Origin of the sequence: Microbacterium sp. ZW T5_56 (assembly GCF_044987425.1) — a bacterium.
Classification (GTDB): domain Bacteria; phylum Actinomycetota; class Actinomycetes; order Actinomycetales; family Microbacteriaceae; genus Microbacterium.
Genome location: NZ_JBJDRI010000001.1, coordinates 165,275 through 185,852, shown reverse-complemented (window position 1 = coordinate 185,852; position 20,578 = coordinate 165,275). Strand labels below are relative to the sequence as shown.

Below are 20,578 nucleotides of genomic sequence, written 5' to 3'. Positions count from 1 at the left end.
GCACGCCGACGAAGCACCCACGCCCCGTCTGCCGACGTGCCTATACTGACTGCTCGCCCGCGAGTCATCGGGGCTCGCGATAACCGATTCAGGGGGAATCATGAAGCGAACATCACTGCTGCTCGCCGGCCTGCTCACCGCAGGTGCCATCGCTCTCAGCGGATGCAGCGCACCCGCGTCCGACAGCGGCGACACCTCGCCGAGTACGCCGGCAGCCGAGCCGACGGCAAAGGACACGCCGATCGCGGAGGAGCCGAGCGCTTCGCCGACCGAGGACGCTCCCGCGGCCTCCGGCGAGATCGAGAAGATCACGGTCACCTCGCCGACCGTCACCGATCCCGCACGCGAGGACACCGCAACCGCCACGGCCATCGCTTTCGGCTTCACGGGTTCGGGAGACTGGGCCACCGCGCCCGGCGGTGCCACCTATGTCGCCGTGGAGTACACGGTCACGCGTGGTGCGAAGTACTACGGCGGCGTGAGCTGCACCTCGCTGCAGCTGGCCACCTCCGACATGAACGTACCGACATCGGACATCACCACCTCCGTGAAGGAGGACATGGCCGCACAGGGCCTCACGCCGCTGGACGACGTCGAGAGCGGTGCGACCGGGACCGGCTGGTGCATGTACTACGTGCAGAACCCGACCAAGGACAACCTGACCGTCAGCTACACGCGCCTCGCGGCGAAGGACGGCGACAAGGAGATTCCGGCGCTCGATGAGAAGATGCCGCTCACCGCGGGTTGATGCGGTGATTCGAATGCCGGCGTGGAGTGATCCGCGCCGGCATTCTTCGTCTGCGCTCAGCGCGGGCGCGAGCGCACGAAGCGCGTCTTCCCAGCCGCCTGACCGTCGAACACCTCGGCGGGGGCACGGCCCTTGCCCACCGGCAGAGCCGCGAGCGCTCGTTCCTCGTCCATCAGGAACACCGTCTCCGTCGACTTGATCGAGGGCCACTGCGCGAGCTGCACCGAGACGAGCAGGTGGATGTCTGTCACGTCGGTGGCACGCACGAGCAGCATCGCGTCGTGCTCGCCGGTGATCACGGCGAAGTGCTCCAGCTCCTGGATCTCTCCGAGCGATGCCCGAAACTCAGCCCAGCGACTCTGCTCGATCGTGACGAAGACGAGCGCCGACACCCCCAGCCCGACCGCCCGCGCGTCCACTTCGGCGGTGAAGCGCGTGATCACGCCCGACTCCACCAATCGCTCGAAACGCTGATACGCGTTCGATCGCGAGATGCCCAACTCGGCCGCCAGCGCGTTGACCGACATCCGCCCATCCACCCGCAGCAGGTCGATCATGGCGCGATGCGTCTCATCGAGCTTCATTCTGTCCTCCCGGGGAACATCGAAGTAGGCAAAATCTGGACGAATTGTCGGATTCGGCGGGCGATGCAGAAACGTTACGCCGATTCTATGGACTCAGTTGGTACGAAACGGTGAGATTGCAGAATAATCACAGATACCAGACGACGGGAGGTGGCCGTGGCTAAGTACGTGATGAAGCGGATCGCCTTCATGCTCGTCGCACTGTGGATCATCGCGACGCTGACCTTCTTCATGATGCACGCGATCCCGGGGGGCCCGTTCACCTCCGATCGCAACCTGCCGCCCGCGGTGGAGGCGGCACTGCAGGCGAAGTACCACCTAAACGATCCGATCATGGTGCAGTACGGCAACTACATGCTGGGGCTGCTGCGCCTGGACCTCGGCCCCTCGTTCAAGTACGAGGGCATGCAGGTGAACGAGCTGATCGGCTCCGGTTTCCCGATCTCCGCACAACTCGGCGTGCTCACCGTGGCGTTCGCGCTGCTCATCGCGCTCCCCCTCGGGATCATCGCCGCCGTCCGCAATGGACGATGGCAGGACTTCGTCACCATGGTGCTCGCCACCATCGGCGTCGCGCTCCCCTCGTTCGTCATCGCGACCCTGTTGATGTACCTGTTCTCGCTGAAGCTCGGCGTGCTGCCCGCGTTCGGACTCGACAGTCCGGCGGCGTACATCATGCCGATCGTCGCCGGCAGCGGTTTCGCGCTGGCGTTCATCACACGACTCGTTCGAGCAAGCCTGCTGGAGGAGCTCGGCCGCGACTACATCCGCACCGCGAAGGCGAAGGGTCTGCGTCCCAGCGCCATCGTGTTGCGCCACGCCCTGCGCAACGCGATGATCCCGGTGCTGGCCGTGCTGGGCCCGATTCTGGCGGGCCTCATCACCGGTTCGTTCGTGATCGAGAAGATCTTCGCCATCCCGGGCCTGGGCCAGCATTACGTGAACTCGATCTCGAACCGCGACTACACGGCCATCATGGGCGTCACCGTCTTCTATGCCGCGATCCTCATCGCGATGATGTTCCTGGTCGATATCCTCTACAGCCTCATCGATCCGCGGATCCGGCTGAAATGAGCGAGCGCAGGATGGAGTTCGACTCATGACCTCGACGACCACCGCCCCCGTTGATCCGTGGGCACCGGCCACACGCACTCCGCGAGACGCGGAGCAGTTGCGCCGCCCCAGCGAGTCCTTCGCACGCCGCGCGATCACCGGCTTCCTGCGTCGCCCGTCCGCCGTGACCGGCGTGGTGGTCGTCATCATCATGGCGCTATTCGCGCTGATCGGCCCGGCGCTGTCGCCCTACTCCTACGACGAGCAGAACCTCGACCACGTCAGCCTCCCGCCGGTGATGCAGGCCACCGACGTGGACGGACGGTTCTTCGTCGCGACCCAGAACCTCACGCTCGTGGAGCTCGACGGAGGCGGTCACCTCGTGGGCACCTTCGGCGGCGGCGAGGATGATCCGGTCGCCAAGCGGATGACGTTCGATGTGGGTGGCGGCGAAGAGCTCACCATCAACTACCGCGTGAAGCCGCCGACCCTCATGCAGGACGGCAAGACCATCTCGAACTCCACCACCATGTGGAACACCGATCACGTGCTGGGCACCGATGGCCTCGGCCGGGACATGCTCACCCGGCTCATGTTCGGCCTGCGCATCTCCCTGCTGATCGCCCTGATCGCCATGGCCGTGAACCTCGTGATCGGGGTGATCTACGGCGGCATCTCGGGCTACATCGGCGGAAACGTGGATGCCGTGATGATGCGCGTCGTCGACATCGTCAGCACCATCCCGCTCATCCTCTATGTCGTTCTCATCCAGGTGCTGATGGCCGGCTCCAGCGGGTTCCTCAGCATCGTGATCGCGCTGTCGACCGTGTACTGGGTCGATATGGCTCGCGTGGTGCGCGGACAGGTGCTCACCATCCGCCAGCGCGAGTTCGTCGCCGCCGCGAAGATCATGGGAACGAGCGACGCGCGCATCCTCGGCCAGCACATCATTCCGCACGTGACCGGCTCCATCGTCGTGACCGCGACCATGCTGATTCCCTCTGCCATCTTCATCGAGGCGTTCATGAGCTTCATCGGTCTGGGGGTCGCCCCGCCCATGGCGAGCCTGGGAACCATGTCCAACGATGCCCTCGCGACGCTGCGCTCGGCGCCGTTCCAGCTGTTCATCCCGGCCGGCGCGATCTGCATCCTGATGTTCGCCTTCAACTTCATCGGCGACGGTCTTCGCGACGCCCTCGACCCCCGGCAGAACAGGTGAATGCCATGAGCGCGAACGTCCTCGAGGTCGACAACCTGCAGACGTCCTTCTTCACCCGCAAGGGCGAGGTCAAGGCGGTACGCGGCGTGAGCTTCGATCTGGCACCGGGTGAGATCCTCGGCATCGTCGGCGAATCGGGCAGCGGCAAGAGCGTCACGGCGATGTCGATCATGCAGCTGCTCGCGCACGGCGGGAAGATCGTCGGCGGATCAGTCCGCTTCGACGGCAAGGACCTCGCGACGCTCCCCGACGCGCAGCTGCGTGCGATTCGGGGCAAGCGCATCTCGATGGTGTTCCAGGACCCGATGTCGAGTCTCAACCCGCTGATCCCGGTCGGTAAGCAGGTGCGCGAACTCCTGGACACGCACGAGAAGATGTCGAAGGCGGAGGCCAAGGAACGGGTTCTCGAGCTCTTCCGCATGGTGCGCATCCCGGAACCGGAGCGGCGGTACTCGTCGTATCCCCATGAGTTCTCCGGCGGAATGCGCCAGCGCGTGATGATCGCGATGGCACTCGCGTGCAAGCCCGAGGTCCTCATCGCCGACGAGCCGACGACGGCGCTGGATGTGACCATCCAGGACCAGATCCTCCGCATCCTGCGGCGTCTGCAGGCCGAACTCGGTATGAGCGTCATCTTCATCACGCACGACCTCGGCGTCGTCGCGGAGGTGTGCTCGCGCGTGGCGGTGATGTACGGCGGGACGATCGTGGAGGAGGGCACGCTGGATGAGATCTTCTCCCACACCGCCCACCCCTACACGCTCGGTCTGCTCGCCTCCGTTCCCCGCATCGACGGTGACCGCGATGAGCGGCTGGAGTCGATCCCGGGATCGCCACCCGATCTGATGTTCCCGCCGCAGGGGTGCGCGTTCGCCGATCGCTGCGCGTACGCGCGGCAGATCTGCCAGACCACTCCCCCACCGGCCACGCGGCTCTCCGACACTCACGTCTCGCACTGTCACCTGCTCTCGCCCGAGGCGCCGGCAGAGAACAATCCGTTGACCGAGGTGAGGAGCGCTCATGCTTGAGGTGGAGGGTCTGGTCAAGCACTTCCCGGTGAGCGGCAAGCGTGGCTCCGTCGTGCACGCCGTGGACGGGGTCAGCTTCTCGGTGGGTGCGGGCGAGACGCTCGGCCTCGTCGGCGAATCGGGCTGCGGCAAGTCGACCGTTGCGCGCACCGTCATCCGGATGTACGAGCCCACCGCCGGAAGCATCCGGCTGGAGGGCGTCGAGATCGCGCACATGAAGGATCGTGAGCTGCGCCCCATCCGTCCGAAGATCCAGATGATCTTCCAGGATCCGGCATCGTCGTTGAACGACAGGATGACCGTGGGCGAGATCATCGCCGAGCCCCTCATCGCACAGCGTGTCGTGCGCAATGCGCGTGCGGCCCGAGACCTCGTGGGCGACATGCTGGAGGCCGTCGGCCTGTCCGGACAGCACATCTCCCGGTATCCCCACGAGTTCTCCGGCGGTCAGCGCCAGCGCATCGGCATCGCACGGGCGCTCATCCTCAACCCGCGCGTGATCATCGCCGACGAGGCGATCTCCGCGCTGGATGTCTCCGTGCAGGCGCAGGTGATCAACCTGCTGCGCGATTTCCAGGAGGAACGCGGGATCACGTACCTCTTCATCGCGCACGACCTCGCGATGGTGCGCCATGTCTCCGACCGCGTGGGCGTGATGTACCTCGGTCAGCTCGTGGAGCTCTGCGAGAGCGAGGAGATCTACCGCAACCCGCTGCACCCGTACACGCAGGGCCTGTTGAAGGCGGTCCCGATCGCCGATCCCTCCGCATCCAGCCGGCGCGTCGAAGCGTCGATCGACGGTGATCTGCCCAGTCCCATCACCCCGCCGAGCGGTTGCCGTTTCCGCACCCGGTGCCCGCTGGCACAGGACATCTGCGCGAATGTCGTGCCGGAGATGCGCGACGTCGGCGACGGGCATCAGGTCGCCTGCCACATGGTCTCGTGACGGGTTCACGCCCGTCGCACAGCAACACCACTATCGAAGGAGTAACGCAATGAAGAAGCTCGCTCTGGGCGCCACGGCGCTCGTGGCGGTCGCGGCCCTGCTGCTCAGCGGCTGCTCCGCCGGGGACACCGGCGGCGGAGGCGATGGCACATCCGCGGCCGACCAGAAGATCGTGTTCGCCGTCAACGAGGAGGCGGACAGCCTCGATCCGGGAGTCACGAGCAACAGCTTCGCGTCGCCCGTGATCATGAACACGTTCGAGCCCCTGGTGACCTATGACGCCAAGAACGAACTGGTCGGCGGCCTCGCCGAGAAGTGGGACGTGAGCGCCGACGGTCTCGAGTACACGTTCCACCTGCGTCCGGATCTGAAGTGGTCCGACGGCAGCCCCCTCACCTCCGAGGACTTCCTGTACTCGTGGTTCCGCGTGCTGGATCAGAACCTGGCCGGTCAGTACGCGAACCTGCTGACCGACTACATCGTGGGTGCAGCGGAGTTCTACGCGGGCACCGGCGACAAGGCCGCGGTGGGCATCTCGGCTCCCGACGCGAGCACCTTCGTGGTGAAGCTGAAGACCCCCACCCCGTTCTTCCTGCCGATGCTGAACATGTACCCGTTCAACGCCGTCAAGAAGGATGTCGTCGAGGGCAACGCCGACACCTGGGCGAAGAAGGCCGACACCTACGTCAGCAACGGCGCCTTCATGGTCAGCGACATGACGTTCGGCAAGAGCATCACGCTGGTGAAGAACCCCAACTACTGGAACGCCGACACGGTGAGCCTCGAGGAGATCACCCTGCGCGTGATCCCCGACCAGGCCACCGCGCTCACGGCGTTCGAGTCGAGTCAGGTCGACGGAATCTCCGCGGTTCCCACCGACGATCTCCCGCGCCTGAAGACCGACAGCGAGGACCTCTACACGGTTCCGCAGTTCGGCACGAGCTACTTCATCATGAACCTCACGAAGGCCCCCTTCGACAACCCGAAGGTGCGCCAGGCCCTCAGCCTCGCGATCGACCGTCAGGCGCTGATCGACAAGGTGCTGCAGTCCACCGACAAGCCGGCCACCGGCATCGTCGCGCCCGGCTACGTGCTGGACGGCAAGGACTTCACCGAGGACCGTCCGGACTGGGGCATCAAGCCCGCCGGCGACATCGAGGCGGCTCAGAAGCTGCTCGCCGAGGCCGGCTACCCCAACGGTGAGGGTCTGCCGCCCATCGAGCTGTCGTACTACACGGATGACACCGTGAAGAAGGTCACCGAGGCGCTGCAGCAGATGTGGAAGAAGAACCTCGGCATCGACATGACCATCACCACCCAGGAGTGGAAGGTCTACTACGACGGCGTCAAGGCCGGCAACTTCGACATCGCGGCGATGGGCTGGGGCGGCGACTACCTGCACCCCATGACCTTCCTCGCCGGATGGGCCACTGGCTCCGAGCTGAACAACGCGAAGTACTCCAACCCGGAGTTTGACGCGCTGCTCACGCAGATCAACTCGGAGACCGACGCCGCGAAGGGCGCTGAGCTCATGCACCAGGCCGAGGACATCCTCATCGGCCAGGACAGCGCCCTGATCAACACCTACTACCGCGCGCGTAACGTGATGTTCGCCCCCACGGTGGAGGGCTGGACGCTCACTCCGCTCAGCACGCTCTACTTCAAGGGCGCGCAGGAGGTCGCCGCGAAGTAAGCGGACGACGACACAGCGGGGCGAGGATCACGGATCCCCGCCCCGCTGTCGTTTCCGTTGTCAGGACGGGTCGATCTCCACACCCGGCTTCACGGCGCGACCGAGCGTGAGCATCAGTCGGTTCGCGTTGTTGAAGAACGACGCTCCCTGCAGTACGTCCAGGATCGACAGCGCGTCGAATCCTTCGGCCTGCAGCGCCTCGACGTGCGCGGTGGTGAGCGCGATCGGCGTCTGCGTCAGCGCGATCGCCGCGTCCTTCACGGCGTTCCAGCGCGGACCGAGATCCGCGTCGACGCCCTCTTCCAGAAGGCGGGCGATGTCCTCCTCGCGGCGGGAGAGCTTGCCGGAGAAGCGGGCGTGCACGGAGGCACAGAACACACAGCCGTTGACGCGCGAGGCCACCGCCGCCGCGAGCTCGCGATCGGCACGGGGAGCGCCGGCGTCCTCGTTGTAGAAGATGCCCTTGTCGGTGCGCGTGCGGTTGTAGAGCAGCTCCGGGTCCCGCGCCAGCAGTCGGAAGTACGGGCTGGCCGCCCGTCGCTCGTCGTCCAGGCCGTCGAGCTGACGCTGGGTGAGCTCGTCACGCGCGGGCGGCTCCAGCCACGGCACCCAGCCCACCTGCTCGGTGGTGAACACATCCGGGTGAGGCAGCTCGTAGGTGAGGGCCGCAGTCTCGACAACGCTCATGCTGCCACCGCCTTCAGCACGGTGAGCGCGGCGATGACGCGCTGCTGGAAGGCGAGGAAGGCGAACACCTGCGAGAGCGTGACGATGCCGTCGATGCTCCATCCCGCGTTCAGGAGCAGATCGTGCGAGGTGCCATCGGTCTCTCGCAGCCGGTAGGTCACGAGGTGAGCATGGGCCAGACCCGCGGCGAGGCGGGGCTCGATGTCCACCAGGTCCTCCGCCTGCAGGCGCAGACCATCGGTGTTCTCTCCGGCGAGCCCCGGCTCGGCATAGTGGCCGAACGGCCCCGACGTAACCCAGCGCTCTGCCGCAGCGAGCACGGCCTCGGCCTGCTCGGGAGCGTTGCGACGAGCCTCGGCCGCGTAGTACGCGGCCGTCGCGTCGTCGGCCGTCAGCCGCGTGACGAACGCAGCCAGCAGCCAGCGGTCGCTGACGGCGAGCTGCGAGTCGTCGATCGGCTCGAAGATCGACTCGAAGTACTTCTGCGCGTACTCGCGCGTATCGGGCCGACGACGACGCACGGCGTCGAGGTCGGCGGGCACGGACGCGATCTGATCGATCACGTCCACGGGCAGCGATGACATGGATTCTCCCAGGGGTTGTTTTGTCGGCGGATTGGGGGGATCAGATCTCGAACAGGTCGAGCACGACGCGCGGGATCGCGTCCAGCAGAGCCCGCGTGTACTCGTGCTGCGGGTCCTCGAACACGGAGCGCACGGGACCCTGCTCCACGGCCTCGCCCTGCCGCAGCACCGTGACGGTGTCGGAGAGGCGACGCACCACGGCGAGGTCGTGGGAGATGAAGACGTAGGTGAGGCCGCGTTCGCGCTGCAGCTCCTCGAGCAGGTCGAGGATCTGCGCCTGGACGGTGACATCGAGCGCGGATACCGGCTCGTCGAGGATGACGACCCGCGGATCCGGGGCGAGTGCTCGGGCTATCGCGACCCGCTGACGCTGGCCTCCGGAGAGCTCGCGCGGACGCCGGTCGTGATAGCGCTCATCGAGCGCCACTCGGTGCAGCAGCTCCGCCGCCTGCACGCGCGCGGCGCGACGATCGGCGATGCCGAAGCGGATCAGCGGCTCCGCCACGATGTCGAGCACGCTCATCGTGGGATCCAGCGACGCATAGGGGCTCTGATACACGTACTGCGCGTGGCGCCAGAACTCTTTCCGACCGCCGCGGGGAAGCGTGGTGGCATCGCGCCCCGAAACGACGGCCGAACCGCTCGTGGCCGACTCGAACCCCATCAGGATGCGCGCGATGGTCGACTTCCCCGATCCGGACTGCCCCACGATCGCGTGCGTGGTGCCCCGAGCCACCGTGAAGGACACGTCGTTGACGGCGGCGACCGCATCCTTCCCGCGCTGCGCGCCGAAGCGCTTGACCAGGCCGTTCACCACGATCTCGGGCTCCGCGTCGGTGTGCAGCAGCGGATCACGGAACGGCGGAGTGTTCAGCGCGGGCGCGTTCGCGACGAGGGTTCGGGTGTACTCCCCCGCGCGCCCGCCGAGGATGACGTCGATGGGTCCGTCATCCTCCACCACGCCGTGGCGCAGCACGATGATGCGATCGGCGCGCTCGGCGGCGACACCCAGATCGTGCGTGACCAGGAGCACACCGCTGCGGTCCTCGCGACGGATCTCATCGATGAGATCAAGCACGCGCCGCTGCACGGTGACATCGAGGGCGCTGGTCGATTCGTCGGCCACGATGAGCGCGGGCCGCAGGGCGACGGCTCCCGCGATGAGCGCGCGCTGGCGCTGACCGCCCGACAGCTCGTGCGGGTAGGACTGTGCGATGCGCTTCGCGTCGGTGAGTCCCACGCGCTCCAGCAGCACGTGCACCTCCTCCTCGATGCGCTCCCGCGAGCGCTCACCGTGGATGCGCAGCACCTCGCCGATCTGCCAGCCGATGGGCTTGAGCGGGTCGAGCGAGGCGGTCGGGTCCTGCGGGATCAGACCGACTTCCTTACCCAGCAGGCGCTCGAGTCGCTTACCCCGCAGTCGCGTGATGTCGGTGCGACCGAGCGTCACGGATCCTCGCAGCAGCTTCGCTCCCTGCGGCAGCAGGCCGATCGATGCGAGCGCCGCGGTGGTCTTGCCGGAGCCGGTCTCCCCCACCAGCGCGACGGTCTCGCCGGGCTGGATCGTGATGTCGATGCCGTCGACGGCGATCACGCGGCCGCGCCGGGTCTCGTATCCGACCACCAGATCGCGAACTTCCAAGGCGCTCATCGGCGCACCCCCAGGGACTGACTGATGCGGTTGGACGACAGCACGACGAGCAGGATCACCAGGCCCGGGAAGGCGGTCACCCACGGCGCGGAGCTCAGCAGGTTGCGGCCCTGCGCGATGATCATTCCCCACTCCGGATCCGGTGGCTGGACGCCATAGCCGAGGAAGCCGAGCGTGGACAGCGCGAGGATGGCACCGCCGAACTGCAGCGCGAACAGGGCGAGCACGGGCAGCAGAGAATTCGGCAGGATGTGGCGGAACAGCACGGTGAAGAACGATCCACCGGAGCTGTACGCCGCCTCCACGTACTCGGTCTCACGCACCGTGACGACTTCGCTGCGCACCAGCCGGGCGAATCCGGCGATGGATCCGATGCCCACGGCGATGGCGGTGTTGATCGTCCCGGTGCCGAGCAGCGCGACCAGGGTGAGGGCGAGCAGCAGGCCCGGAACGGCGAGCAGCACGTCGACGATGCGCATGATGGTCGTGTCGACGACGCCACCCACGGAACCGGAGATCGCGCCGAGCAGCACGCCGAGACCGAGGCCGATGGTCACCGCGATACCGGCACCCAGCAGCGACTCGCGAGCTCCGAAGATCACGCGCGCGAGCTGATCGCGACCCACCTGGTCGGTGCCGAAGGGGTGCGCGGCGCTCGGGCCGGTGAGTCCGCCTGACACCGGATCGTAGGGTCCGGACGGCGCGAGCCACCAGGGGGCGACGGCCCAGACGACCACCACGGCGATGACGAGCCAGGCGAGGATGAGCGTGAGGGACGGCAGCGCGATGCGACGCTTCTCGATGCGATGGGCGACCCGCACCGCCTCGGTGCCGGCCGCTCGCAGGGTCACGGCGGCGGTCATGCCACCACCTCCTGTCGGGTGTTGAGGGAACGGGACTCCGGCGCGGTCCACTGGCGCCGCAGTCGCGGGTCGAGGATCGGATAGAGCAGATCCACCAGCAGGTTGACGGTGACGAACAGGGCGGCGGCGATGATCACCACGGCCTGGATCACGGGCAGATCCTGGGAGGCGACGGCGTCGGACATCAGGCGACCGATGCCGGGCCGGCCGAACACGGTCTCCACCACGACGGAGCCCGCCAGGATGTCGGCGAAGATCAGGCCCGCCATCGTGAGCGTCGGAAGCAGCGCGTTCTTCGCGGTGTGGCGCGAGAGCACCCACCACCGACCGGCGCCCTTCGCATGAACCACCTGCACGAACGGCCGGCTCTGCGCGTCTTCGAGGCTGCGCAGGAAGATCTGCGCGAGCGGGGCGGAGATCGGAATCGCGAGCGTGATGATCGGCAGAACCAGCGCCTGCACCGGGTTGGGATTGATCATCGGCACCCAGCCGAGCTGGAACGAGAACACCTGGATCAGCAGCAGCCCCACCCAGAAGGAGGGCAGCGACATCAGCAGCGACGGAATCGACTGGATGAATCGGCGCAGCCAGGCGAATCGGGCGAACCCGGCCAGCAGCGCGAAGACGCCGGCGAGGACCACGGCCAGTACGAAGGCCGGAATCGCGACCGAGAGGGTCTGCGGCACCGCGGTGGCCAGGCGCTCGCGCACGGGGACGGCGTTCTGGATCGAGTAGCCGAGGTCCCCCTGCAGCGTGCCGATCACCGCGTTGAGGTACTGGATGAGGGTGGGGTCATCCACGTGGTAGTACTGGCGGATCGCTTCGATCTCCACCGTCGAGAGCCCCATCTCCGGGCTCTCGAACTTGATCATGATCCCGTCGCCGGGCAGCACGGAGAGCAGGAAGAAGGTGGCTGTGTAGGCGATCCACAACACCAGCAGCGCCTGCAGCACCCGTCCGATCAGATAACGTGCCATCGTCTCTTCTCCTTCCTGCTCTCCGTCGGTGACTTACTGCTGGACCCAGACGTCGGTCAGATCGACGCGACCGACCGCCTCCCAGCTGAGGCCGTGCACCTTGCTCTGCGCGGCGTAGGTCTGTGGCAGCTCGTAGAGCGGAATCACGTAGGCCTGGTCGATGAGGTACTCCTGCGCCTCGGCAGCCTTCGCGTAGCGCTCGTCCGTGGTGGGCAGGCGCGTGATGTCGGTGAGCAGGGCGTCCAGCGTGGCGTCAGCGGTTTGGGGGGTGAAGCCGAGGGCGTTGCGGTTGGACTTCGAGCCGAAGTTCGACCAGATCACATCGGGGTCGACACGGCCCACGTGTGTGATCGCAACGGGCTGCTGCAGCGGGTCCTTGGACCCGGCCGTGGCGGTGGCCTGATCGGGGGTGACGATGTTCAGCTGCACGCCGGCGAGCTTCCACTGCTCCGCGATCAGCTCATCCAGCTGCTGGTTGAGCGGGAACACGGCGCCGGGCCAGGTGGTGAGTTCCAGCTTCACGCCGTCCTTCGCGCGGATGCCGTCGGTGCCCTCGACCCAACCGGCCTCGTCGAGGAGCTTCTTGGCACCCTCGAGGTCGTAGCCGAACTTGTCGGAGAGGTCTTCGTAACCGGTCGCGCCGTGGCTCAGCACGGAGGACGCGACGTCGAACTTGCCGAGATAGATCGTCTTCACGGCGGTCTCGACGTCGGTCGCCTTCTGCAGCGCCTGACGCACCTGGATGTCGGCGAGGATCGGGTTGCCCGGACGCAGCGCGAACTGCGGGTTCACGCCGTTGGTCGGCGCGTAGTACACGGTGCTGCCCGCGGCTTCGATGTTGGCGACGTCGTACACCTGAACGGCGCGGATCGCGTCGGCCTGACCGGACGTCAGGGCACCGATGCGGACGTTGTCCTCGGGGGTGACGATCACGCTGATCGCGTCGAGGTAGGCGCGGCCCTGGTGCTCGTCTTCGGCGGGAGCCCAGTCATAGTCGTCGCGGGCGGCGAGGTCGTACTGCTGTTCGGGCACCACGTTGGAGACCGTGAACGGGCCGGAGGCCACGTAGTTGTCGATCTGGCACTGCTCTTCGTAGGGCAGCTCGGCCGTGGATTTGGCCACGATCGTGGATCCCACGACGCTCGTCGCCTGCAGGAAGCCGGGGCTCGGGGCGCTGAAGGTGAACTTCACGGTGTGCTCGTCCACGACCTCGCTGCCGACGTAGTTGGAGACGAACTCCTGCTTCGACAGGCCGAGCGCCTCGTCGCCCAGACCGAAGTGGTCGAAGTTGAGAGCCACGACCTCCGCCGTCAGCGGGGATCCGTCGGAGAACGTGACGTCATCGCGGAGGTGGAAGACGTACTCGGTGGCGTCGGCGTTCACCTCCCACTCGGTGGCGAGCCACGGGGTGATCTCCCGCGTCTCGGGGTCCTGGTAGGTGAGCTTGTCGCCGAGCTGATTGATCAGCGTGGCGTTCGGGTAGAACCCGCCACCGCCGGCGTAGAGGCAGGTGGGGATCTGGGATTCCAGGAACGTGAGCGTGCCACCCGTGACGGGTGATGCGCTACTGCTGCTCGCGCTGGATTGTTCGCCGGACCCGCTGCTCACCGCGCCGGCGGGGGCACAGGCGGACAGCAGAAGGGCGGCACCGAGCAGGGCGATGCCCGGTGGGGTGAGGCGGCGGATCGCGGACATGTGTTGGCTCCTTGCAGGGGGAAGACTTGGTAGTCACCGACCCTAGAAATCGCCACTGCCCCCGGTTCGCCGATGTCGTCGCATGCCGCCGCAATGTGAAATAGCGCGACTTGTTGCGCAATTCCGCGCCACGGCCGGAGCTACATGTGCATGTGCCACGCCTGCGATGATGTGTGGAGGGGTTGACGGGAGCACGAATGAACAACTTCGATAACGCACCGGTGCTGGTGACGGAACTGGATCGTCTCGCCGCCGACTCCAGCGATGACGCGGGTCAGATCGCCGTATGGCAGGCGGCCGCGCGACTCGGACTCTGGTTCTTCGTCAACCGGGGCGCGCCCGACTCCCCCACCCCGTATGCCGTGCAGCCGCCTGGGATGGGGCCCGTCATCTGCGTCTACAGCTGCCGCGATCGCGCTGGAGGCCGCGACGCAGCTCGGCCAGGACGCGTCGGTGGTGCTGTCACTGCCCACGCCGCAGGCGATTGACTACCTGGAGTCGCTGGGACAGCATGGCGTCGCCGGCATCGTGCTGGACAAGGAGCACATCGGCCTCTGGTCTCCGCTGGGAAATCTGCCGCGCATGCGGGACTGGGTGGTGCCGCAGACGATCATCGGCCGGGCCCCGCGCGGCGATTAATACGCTGTGCGCTGGCGCTCGGCGCCGATGAGGGACTGAAGATAGGCGACCCGGTTGAAGAGGTCATGACGCTGGAAGTCATTGCCGACGGGGATGTTGTCGGTGAAGGACTGACCGTTGGCCGCCGTGACCGTCACCGCCACCGTTCCCGTCACGCGGCGCTCGCGAGCGAGGAGGAACAGCAGGCTCAGCAGGAAGAACCAGATCAGCACCACTGTCAGGACGATGGCCCACCCCGGCGTGTGTGTCGTGGTGGAGGTCTGGTCCCGCGTGGTCACATTCACCTGCGCCAGCGGCCAGCTGCCCGCGGGCGTGATGACCGTGTCAGCAGTCGCATGGATCTGCCCGAGAGAAACCAGGGGCTGTGGGGAGTCGGGAAACGAAAGTGACATGAGTGCCCTCTCACTCGAAGCGGTGGTGAGGAATGTCCCAAGGCGAACCTTCCTGACCCTACGCGACCGACCGTAGCGGAGTGGGTCCCGATTCTGCGAGGTCGCGCGCCACCGTCAGTCTCCGTGTGATCACAGTGATGCTCGCGGTGCGTCGATGGAGAGCCCGAGCATCGACGTCAGTTCGGCGTCAAAGAGCGCGTCGAACTCTGGTGCCATGAGCGCGAAGTTGCCTGGCGATCTCCATCTGGTCTGACGGACGCTTCACAATCGACGACCGGCCTCGTCAACACGCCGACGTCAGGCAGCCGACCGACGCCGATCAACATGACGTTTCCGCGTCAGTCGAAGCCGCCGCTGCCGCCTTCGGGACCGGGGCCACCGGGGGCTTCGCCCTGAGCCATATCGGTGAAGCGGGAGTAGTGGCCCTGGAACGCGACGGGAACCGTCGCGGTGGGACCGTTACGGTGCTTGGCCACGATGAGGTCAGCTTCGCCGGGCCGCACGTCCTTGTCATAGGCAGACTCGCGGTGCAGCAGGATGACCATATCGGCGTCCTGCTCGATGGAGCCGGACTCACGCAGGTCGCTGATGGCGGGCTTCTTGTCCTGACGCTGCTCCGGACCACGGTTCAGCTGGGACAGCGCGATGACCGGAACCTGGAGCTCCTTCGCGAGCAGCTTCAGCGCACGCGAGAACTCCGAGACCTCCTGCTGACGCGACTCGACGCGCTTGCCGCTGGTCATGAGCTGGAGATAGTCGATGACCACCATGCGCAGACCCACGCGCTGCTTGAGTCGGCGGCACTTGGCGCGGATCTCGACCAGCGTCATGTTGGGGCTGTCATCGATGTAGAGGGGCGCGTCGTTGATGCGTCCGCGAGTGGCGGCGACCTGCGTCCAGTCGCGGTTGTCCATCATGCCCTTACGGAGGTTCTGCAGCATGATGCCGCCCTCCGCGCTGAGCAGACGCATGGCGATCTCGGCGCGACCCATTTCGAGCGAGAAGAAGATGGTGGGCATCTCGTGCTTGATGGCCGCAGCGCGCGCGAAGTCGAGCGCCAGGGTCGACTTTCCCATGGCGGGACGCGCGGCCACGACGATCATCTGACCGCCGTGCAGACCGTTGGTGAGTTCGTCGAGCTCACGGAAGCCGGTGGGGATTCCGGTCATCCGGCCTTCGCGCCCGCGCGCGGCCTCGATCTCCTCGACGGCGGCGTCGACCGCGATGGTCAGCGGGACATAGTCCTCGGCGGTCTGCTGTCCGGTGACGCCGTAGATCTCCGCCTGCGCGCTGTTCACGATCTCGGTGGCATCGCCCTCACCGGCATAGCCCATCTGCACGATGCGCGTGCCGGCGTCCACCAGGCGACGCAGCAGCGCGCGCTCCGCCACGATGCTGCCGTAGTAACCAGCGTTTGCCGCTGTGGGGACGATCGAGGTGAGCGTGTGGAGGTAGTCCGCTCCCCCGGCGCGCTGCAGATCGCCGGTCTTGATCAGTTCGTCGGTGACGGCCACCACATCGGTGGGCTCACCGTGGGAGTACAGCGAGAGGATCGCCTCGTAGATGACCTCGTGCTTAGGGATGTAGAAGTCGGTGCCGCGCAGCGTCTCGATGACATCGGCGACCGCGTCCTTCGACAGCAGCATGCCGCCCAGGGTGGACTGCTCGGCGAGAAAATCGTGCGGCGGGGTGCGCTCCGGGCGCGGAGCACCGCCCATCCGGTCCTCCGTGATGTCAGCGATAGACACACGCACTCCTTCCCCGCGCCGGGCGCAACGATGTGACGGGACGTGCCACCCGTCGATTCCGACCGAACTCGCGTCTTCTGCATGAGATCACGAGCCTCCGACATCCCTCTGGATCGAGGGGTGCGGGGCACGCGCGCGGGGACGAGATCCGGTCGTGAACTCACGCTATGACCCGCTCCTCCACAGGTCAAATGCCCCTGTGGATAACTCTGTGGAGAGCCTGAGCGAAACGCCGTTCGAACTGTGGACAAACCCTGGGGAGAACTGGGGATAACTTGTGGATGGCAAACTTTTTTATGTGAATCTACCTGGCCTTTTTCCATCCACAGTCGGTCTGGGGAAAGAATCTTGAAGTACCTGTTGAATGTTAACGACCGCCGGGCGTGCCCTGTGTACAAAACGGGGGATAACCGCGGCGCGATCCTGCTCGTATGAGCGAAGCGGCATGTTCCCCATTGCTCGCTCGTCGAGGCCCTCCGGTGTCCTGAGACGAGGAGATTTCGCCGGGATGAGGGCTGGGCGGTGGCTCTCGTCCTCTGCTCGCGACAAAGCCCTCGTTTCAGGACACGCGCTCGACCGGCGGCGAGCGTAACAGCAGAGCGCCCCTCCTCCCGAGGGAGAAGGGGCGCTTACTGCGGTGCTGCTGCTTACTTGGCAGCGACAACCTGAAGGGTGATGACCGCGGTCACGTCGTCGGTGAGACGAACCGTGGCCTCATGCTCGCCCGTCGACTTGATCACAGAGGTGATGTGCACCTTGCGCTTGTCGATCTTGCCCAGGCCAGCGGCCTCGACGGCGTTCGCGATGGTCTCGGTCTTCACCGAACCGAACAGACGACCCTCGGCGCCGGCCTTGACAGCCAGGCGGACCTTGGCGGCCTCGATGCTGTTCTTCAGCGCGACGGCCTCATCGTGGTCGTGGATCGCACGCGCCTGGCGAGCGGCCTGGATCGAAGCAACCTGCTTCTCGCCACCACGCGTCCAGTTGACGGCGAATCCCTGGGGAACGAGGTAGTTACGGGCGTACCCGTTCTTGACCTCGACTACGTCACCGGCGCTACCGAGCCCGGCGACCTCATTCGTGAGAATCAGCTTTGCCATTCCGGTGCTCCTTAGCGGCCAGCGCCGGCGTAGGGCAGGAGCGCCATTTCGCGCGCGTTCTTGATCGCGGTGGCGATCAGACGCTGCTCCTGCACCGAGACACCGGTGATACGACGGGCGCGGATCTTGCCACGCTCCGAGACGAACTTGCGAAGGGTTGCGACGTCCTTGTAGTCAATGACGCCAACCCGGATCGACTTCGCGGGAGCGGCGTTCTTTGCGCCCTTCCGCGGCTTGCGGCGGTCGCCGCTCGACTTTCCAGCCATGGTTTTTCCTTATCGAGAATGTGTGCCCGGAGGCGAATCAGAACGGGGTGTCGTCGCCGTAGGCGCCGGGAGCTGCCCAGCCGTCGCCACCCGAGGAAGATCCCGGGGTCGACCAGGGCTCTTCCGAGACCTGCTGCTGGGGGCGGCTCTGGCCGCCACCACCACTGAAGCCTCCGCCGGCACCGCCGGACGAGGCTGCACGGGTGACCTGAGCCGTCGCATAGCGCAGCGAGGGGCCGATCTCGTCGACCTCCAGCTCGATCGCCGTGCGGTTCTGGCCCTCGCGGTCCTGGTAGGAGCGCTGCTTCAGGCGGCCCGTCGCGATGACGCGCGAGCCCTTCGTCAGCGATCCGGCGACGTGCTCGGCGAACTCACGCCACACGCTCGCACGCAGGAACAGCGCTTCGCCGTCCTTCCACTCGTTCGCCTGACGGTCGAACGTACGCGGGGTCGAGGCGATCGTGAAGTTCGCCACCGGCAGGCCGTTCTGCGTGTAACGCAGCTCGGGGTCTGCCGTGAGGTTACCCACGACGGTGATGATCGTTTCGCCGGCCATCGTGATTACGCGTCCTTCTTCGGAGCCTTAGGCTTGCGAGCGGCCTTCTCCTCGGCGCGCTTGGCCTCAGCAGCGACCAGGGCGATCGCCTCTTCGGCACGCAGCACCTTGGTGCGCATGACGAGCTCGCTCAGCTTGAGCTGACGGTCGAGCTCCAGCGTGGCCTCGCTGGTCGCGGTGAAGTTGACGACGGCGTAGATGCCCTCGGTCTTCTTCTGAATCTCGTATGCAAGACGGCGCTTGCCCCAGACGTCGACGTTGTCGATCGAGCCACCATCATTCGTGATGACCTTCAGGAACTTGTCGAGGTTGGGGGCCACCTGGCGCTCGTCGAGCTCGGGGTGAAGGATCACCATGAGTTCGTACTGGTGCGTCACAGACCCACCTCCTTCGGACTAATCGGCCGCGAAGACTTTCCCCGCGGCAGGAGGGTGTGTTGCATGTGCCCGGGCAGAATGAGCCCAGGCAACCACAACAGCCTACCGTATGGATGCGCGCGGAACGCCCCGGGTCCACAGAGCGACCCGAGGCGTTCATTCGCAGAGCTACTGCGGTGTCGGCGCCTCATCCACGATCGACGTGGTGAAAGTGATTACCTGCTCCGGGATGTCCGCGGGCACAACGTTCCCCGGATGCCGCTGCACATCGGTGAAGCTGAGGATCTGGCCCGTTGAGGTATCGATGGTGAGCAGGGTGTTGCGCGCTTCCGGCCCGTCGGACAACGGAGCTTCCTGCACCACGGCGATGTTCCCGTCGCGCGACACCAGCGTATAGCCAGGGACACGCGCCAGCGCCCCGAGCATCGCGGCCCGGATGTCTGCGGGCGGCAGGTTCTGGAACAGGGCATTCGTCAGCTCGAACCCCACATAACTCTCGGGAGCTCGAGTGCCGAACCAGGCCAGGAGCTCATCCGGATCGCGGGGCATCGTGTCGTAGTCGTCGCGATACTTGTCGATCGGCTGACCGTCACGAACGCCTTCCGGATAGGCGGTGAGCACGTCCTGACTCAGTCCCTCACTCAACACGTTCGCCGTGAAGGCCTCCGCATCGTCACCGTAGAGCGCGACCACTTCCGCAGCATCTGCCTCGACGATCCAGTCCTCGCTTCGATCGGCGGGCACATACAGCACGCTCACTTGCCGTAGCAGGAACCCCGCCTTCTCGGCGGCAACGTCACTCTGAGAGCCGTCCGTGGTGAGCTGCTCGGTGACCTGCTCCACCCGCAGATACTGTCCGGGCTCCAGCGTCACATCGGCCGCGCCGATACCGTCCAGCACGGATTCCTGTGCCTGCAGGAACACCTCTGCCGCCGCCGCGTCCGGGCTCGGAACCGGAGCGAAGACGCTGCCCGCGACGATGCCCACCACCGCGAGCGCTCCGGCCACGCCGACGCCGCCGAGCCCGAGGCTCAGGCCCAGCCGTCGCGAACGCGGCTGCCGCGAGCGGGACCGACCATCCGACGCCGTCCGATCGATCTCCCGCTGAAGCGCGCGTCGCGCGGTCGCAAGCTGCGCCTCGGTCACCTGTGTCTCATCTGTCCGCACTGTGCGGACCTCATCTACCCACGACATTCGCTTCCTCCTTCGCAATCCACGTCACTCGTCCTGGTCCCCGAGAATCGGGTGGTCCGAGCTTCTGGCGAACACGACTGAGTCGCGAGCGGACGGTTCCCACCGGGATGCTGAGCGCGGATGCGATCTGCTCGTAGGTGAGTTCTTCCCAGGCGTAGAGAAACAGCACGTCCCGTTCCCGCTGAGACAACGCCGCGATCCGCGGGGCCAGTCGCCGCAGCGCCGATTCAGCATCCAGCTGAGCATCGGCTCGCGATTCGTGAGACGACACCGTCTCGGCCTCTCCGAATCCCGCTCGCCATTGGCGCGCCTCGATGCGTCGCAGCCGGTGGATGACGCGTGTCGCAATCCCCAGCAGCCACGGCCGGGCCGACGTCGCCTCGCCATCGAAGGTGGAGCGACGACGAAACGCGATGAGGAAGGTCTCGCTCAGCACGTCGTCCACCGCATCGGCACCCACCCGACGACGCGCGTACCCGCCGATGGCGACGGCATGCCGCTCGAAGAGCTCGGCGAAGGCGCCGGGCTCATCTTGCGACCGGCTCAGGATCTCGCTGTCAGTGTTCACACCTGGTATT

The 20,578-nt window shown here is 66.3% G+C and carries 23 protein-coding genes; 8 read left to right on the top strand and 15 right to left on the bottom strand.

The genetic code is table 11. From position 1 onward, the window contains the following. The first annotated feature begins 100 nt into the window (after positions 1 to 100). Positions 101 to 748 (top strand): hypothetical protein, encoded by a 648-nt coding sequence (locus tag ACI3KU_RS00845; RefSeq protein WP_404920386.1) that lies wholly within the window; start codon positions 101 to 103, stop codon positions 746 to 748. Between the two features lie 56 nt (positions 749 to 804). Here ACI3KU_RS00845 and ACI3KU_RS00840 read toward each other — a convergent pair whose 3' ends face one another. Further along, on the bottom strand, positions 805 to 1,332 hold the full coding sequence (locus tag ACI3KU_RS00840) for an Lrp/AsnC family transcriptional regulator (RefSeq protein WP_404920385.1): 528 nt from the start codon (positions 1,330 to 1,332) through the stop codon (positions 805 to 807). Positions 1,333 to 1,488: 156 nt separating this feature from the next. Between ACI3KU_RS00840 and ACI3KU_RS00835 the strand changes: the two genes are divergently transcribed. The 5 genes from ACI3KU_RS00835 to ACI3KU_RS00815 are packed head-to-tail and all read left to right on the top strand — an operon-like array spanning position 1,489 to position 7,271. Further along, on the top strand, positions 1,489 to 2,406 hold the full coding sequence (locus tag ACI3KU_RS00835; protein ID WP_404920384.1) for an ABC transporter permease: 918 nt from the start codon (positions 1,489 to 1,491) through the stop codon (positions 2,404 to 2,406). 25 nt (positions 2,407 to 2,431) lie between these two features. Beyond that, a complete protein-coding gene (locus tag ACI3KU_RS00830) occupies positions 2,432 to 3,604 on the top strand; it encodes an ABC transporter permease (protein WP_404920383.1) in 1,173 nt (390 codons plus the stop codon). Between the two features lie 5 nt (positions 3,605 to 3,609). Continuing rightward, positions 3,610 to 4,632 (top strand): ABC transporter ATP-binding protein, encoded by a 1,023-nt coding sequence (locus ACI3KU_RS00825; RefSeq protein ID WP_404920382.1) that lies wholly within the window; start codon positions 3,610 to 3,612, stop codon positions 4,630 to 4,632. Next, positions 4,625 to 5,578, top strand: coding sequence for an ABC transporter ATP-binding protein (locus tag ACI3KU_RS00820; protein WP_404920381.1), 954 nt, complete (start codon positions 4,625 to 4,627; stop codon positions 5,576 to 5,578). Before ACI3KU_RS00825 ends, ACI3KU_RS00820 begins: the two co-directional genes overlap by 8 nt. Positions 5,579 to 5,627: 49 nt before the next feature. After that, complete coding sequence (locus tag ACI3KU_RS00815) at positions 5,628 to 7,271, top strand: peptide ABC transporter substrate-binding protein (protein WP_404920380.1); 1,644 nt, start codon at positions 5,628 to 5,630, stop codon at positions 7,269 to 7,271. 60 nt (positions 7,272 to 7,331) lie between these two features. On the opposite strand, the gene ACI3KU_RS00810 is transcribed toward ACI3KU_RS00815, so the two are convergent. From ACI3KU_RS00810 to ACI3KU_RS00785, 6 genes are read right to left on the bottom strand one after another with little or no spacing between them, the layout of a single operon-like run. Next, positions 7,332 to 7,958 carry an alkylhydroperoxidase domain protein gene (locus ACI3KU_RS00810; RefSeq protein WP_404920379.1) on the bottom strand — a complete coding sequence of 209 codons (627 nt, stop codon included), beginning with the start codon at positions 7,956 to 7,958 and terminating at the stop codon, positions 7,332 to 7,334. Then, a complete protein-coding gene (locus ACI3KU_RS00805) occupies positions 7,955 to 8,542 on the bottom strand; it encodes a CMD domain protein (protein WP_404920378.1) in 588 nt (195 codons plus the stop codon). Before ACI3KU_RS00805 ends, ACI3KU_RS00810 begins: the two co-directional genes overlap by 4 nt. Before the next feature lie 40 nt (positions 8,543 to 8,582). Next, entirely contained in the window at positions 8,583 to 10,193 is a 1,611-nt protein-coding gene (locus tag ACI3KU_RS00800) for an ABC transporter ATP-binding protein (protein WP_404920377.1), read from the bottom strand. Continuing rightward, complete coding sequence (locus ACI3KU_RS00795) at positions 10,190 to 11,056, bottom strand: ABC transporter permease (protein WP_404920376.1); 867 nt, start codon at positions 11,054 to 11,056, stop codon at positions 10,190 to 10,192. Before ACI3KU_RS00795 ends, ACI3KU_RS00800 begins: the two co-directional genes overlap by 4 nt. Continuing rightward, positions 11,053 to 12,033, bottom strand: a complete 981-nt coding sequence (locus ACI3KU_RS00790; RefSeq protein WP_404920375.1) for an ABC transporter permease — start codon at positions 12,031 to 12,033, stop codon at positions 11,053 to 11,055. The genes ACI3KU_RS00795 and ACI3KU_RS00790 overlap by 4 nt, the downstream gene beginning before the upstream one ends. A 33-nt stretch (positions 12,034 to 12,066) precedes the next feature. Next, positions 12,067 to 13,728 (bottom strand): TIGR04028 family ABC transporter substrate-binding protein, encoded by a 1,662-nt coding sequence (locus ACI3KU_RS00785; protein ID WP_404920374.1) that lies wholly within the window; start codon positions 13,726 to 13,728, stop codon positions 12,067 to 12,069. A 197-nt stretch (positions 13,729 to 13,925) separates the two neighbouring features. On the opposite strand from ACI3KU_RS00785, the gene ACI3KU_RS00780 reads away from it, so the two are divergent. Both ACI3KU_RS00780 and ACI3KU_RS00775 read left to right on the top strand, forming a co-directional pair. Beyond that, positions 13,926 to 14,216: a hypothetical protein gene (locus tag ACI3KU_RS00780; protein WP_404920373.1), complete on the top strand. Its 291-nt coding sequence runs from the start codon at positions 13,926 to 13,928 to the stop codon at positions 14,214 to 14,216. Next, positions 14,182 to 14,367: a hypothetical protein gene (locus ACI3KU_RS00775; protein WP_404920372.1), complete on the top strand. Its 186-nt coding sequence runs from the start codon at positions 14,182 to 14,184 to the stop codon at positions 14,365 to 14,367. Before ACI3KU_RS00780 ends, ACI3KU_RS00775 begins: the two co-directional genes overlap by 35 nt. On the opposite strand, the gene ACI3KU_RS00770 is transcribed toward ACI3KU_RS00775, so the two are convergent. From ACI3KU_RS00770 to ACI3KU_RS00735, 8 genes are all read right to left on the bottom strand, one after another. Then, positions 14,364 to 14,759, bottom strand: a complete 396-nt coding sequence (locus ACI3KU_RS00770; protein ID WP_404920371.1) for a hypothetical protein — start codon at positions 14,757 to 14,759, stop codon at positions 14,364 to 14,366. The two genes, ACI3KU_RS00775 and ACI3KU_RS00770, sit on opposite strands and share 4 nt — an antisense overlap. Positions 14,760 to 15,097: 338 nt before the next feature. Further along, complete coding sequence (dnaB, locus tag ACI3KU_RS00765; protein ID WP_404920490.1) at positions 15,098 to 16,477, bottom strand: replicative DNA helicase; 1,380 nt, start codon at positions 16,475 to 16,477, stop codon at positions 15,098 to 15,100. A 677-nt stretch (positions 16,478 to 17,154) separates the two neighbouring features. Then, a complete protein-coding gene (rplI, locus tag ACI3KU_RS00760) occupies positions 17,155 to 17,607 on the bottom strand; it encodes a 50S ribosomal protein L9 (RefSeq protein ID WP_404920370.1) in 453 nt (150 codons plus the stop codon). Positions 17,608 to 17,618: 11 nt separating this feature from the next. Beyond that, the gene (gene rpsR / locus ACI3KU_RS00755; protein WP_017203799.1) at positions 17,619 to 17,873 is read right to left on the bottom strand and encodes a 30S ribosomal protein S18; all 255 of its coding nucleotides are present in this window, start codon (positions 17,871 to 17,873) and stop codon (positions 17,619 to 17,621) included. A 37-nt stretch (positions 17,874 to 17,910) separates the two neighbouring features. Beyond that, positions 17,911 to 18,429, bottom strand: coding sequence for a single-stranded DNA-binding protein (locus tag ACI3KU_RS00750; protein WP_404920369.1), 519 nt, complete (start codon positions 18,427 to 18,429; stop codon positions 17,911 to 17,913). A gap of 5 nt (positions 18,430 to 18,434) precedes the next feature. Further along, a complete protein-coding gene (gene rpsF, locus ACI3KU_RS00745; RefSeq protein WP_404920368.1) occupies positions 18,435 to 18,806 on the bottom strand; it encodes a 30S ribosomal protein S6 in 372 nt (123 codons plus the stop codon). 168 nt (positions 18,807 to 18,974) lie between these two features. Beyond that, positions 18,975 to 20,000 carry a hypothetical protein gene (locus ACI3KU_RS00740; protein ID WP_404920367.1) on the bottom strand — a complete coding sequence of 342 codons (1,026 nt, stop codon included), beginning with the start codon at positions 19,998 to 20,000 and terminating at the stop codon, positions 18,975 to 18,977. Continuing rightward, positions 19,984 to 20,568 carry an RNA polymerase sigma factor gene (locus ACI3KU_RS00735; protein ID WP_404920366.1) on the bottom strand — a complete coding sequence of 195 codons (585 nt, stop codon included), beginning with the start codon at positions 20,566 to 20,568 and terminating at the stop codon, positions 19,984 to 19,986. The genes ACI3KU_RS00740 and ACI3KU_RS00735 overlap by 17 nt, the downstream gene beginning before the upstream one ends. Between the last annotated feature and the right edge of the window lie 10 nt (positions 20,569 to 20,578).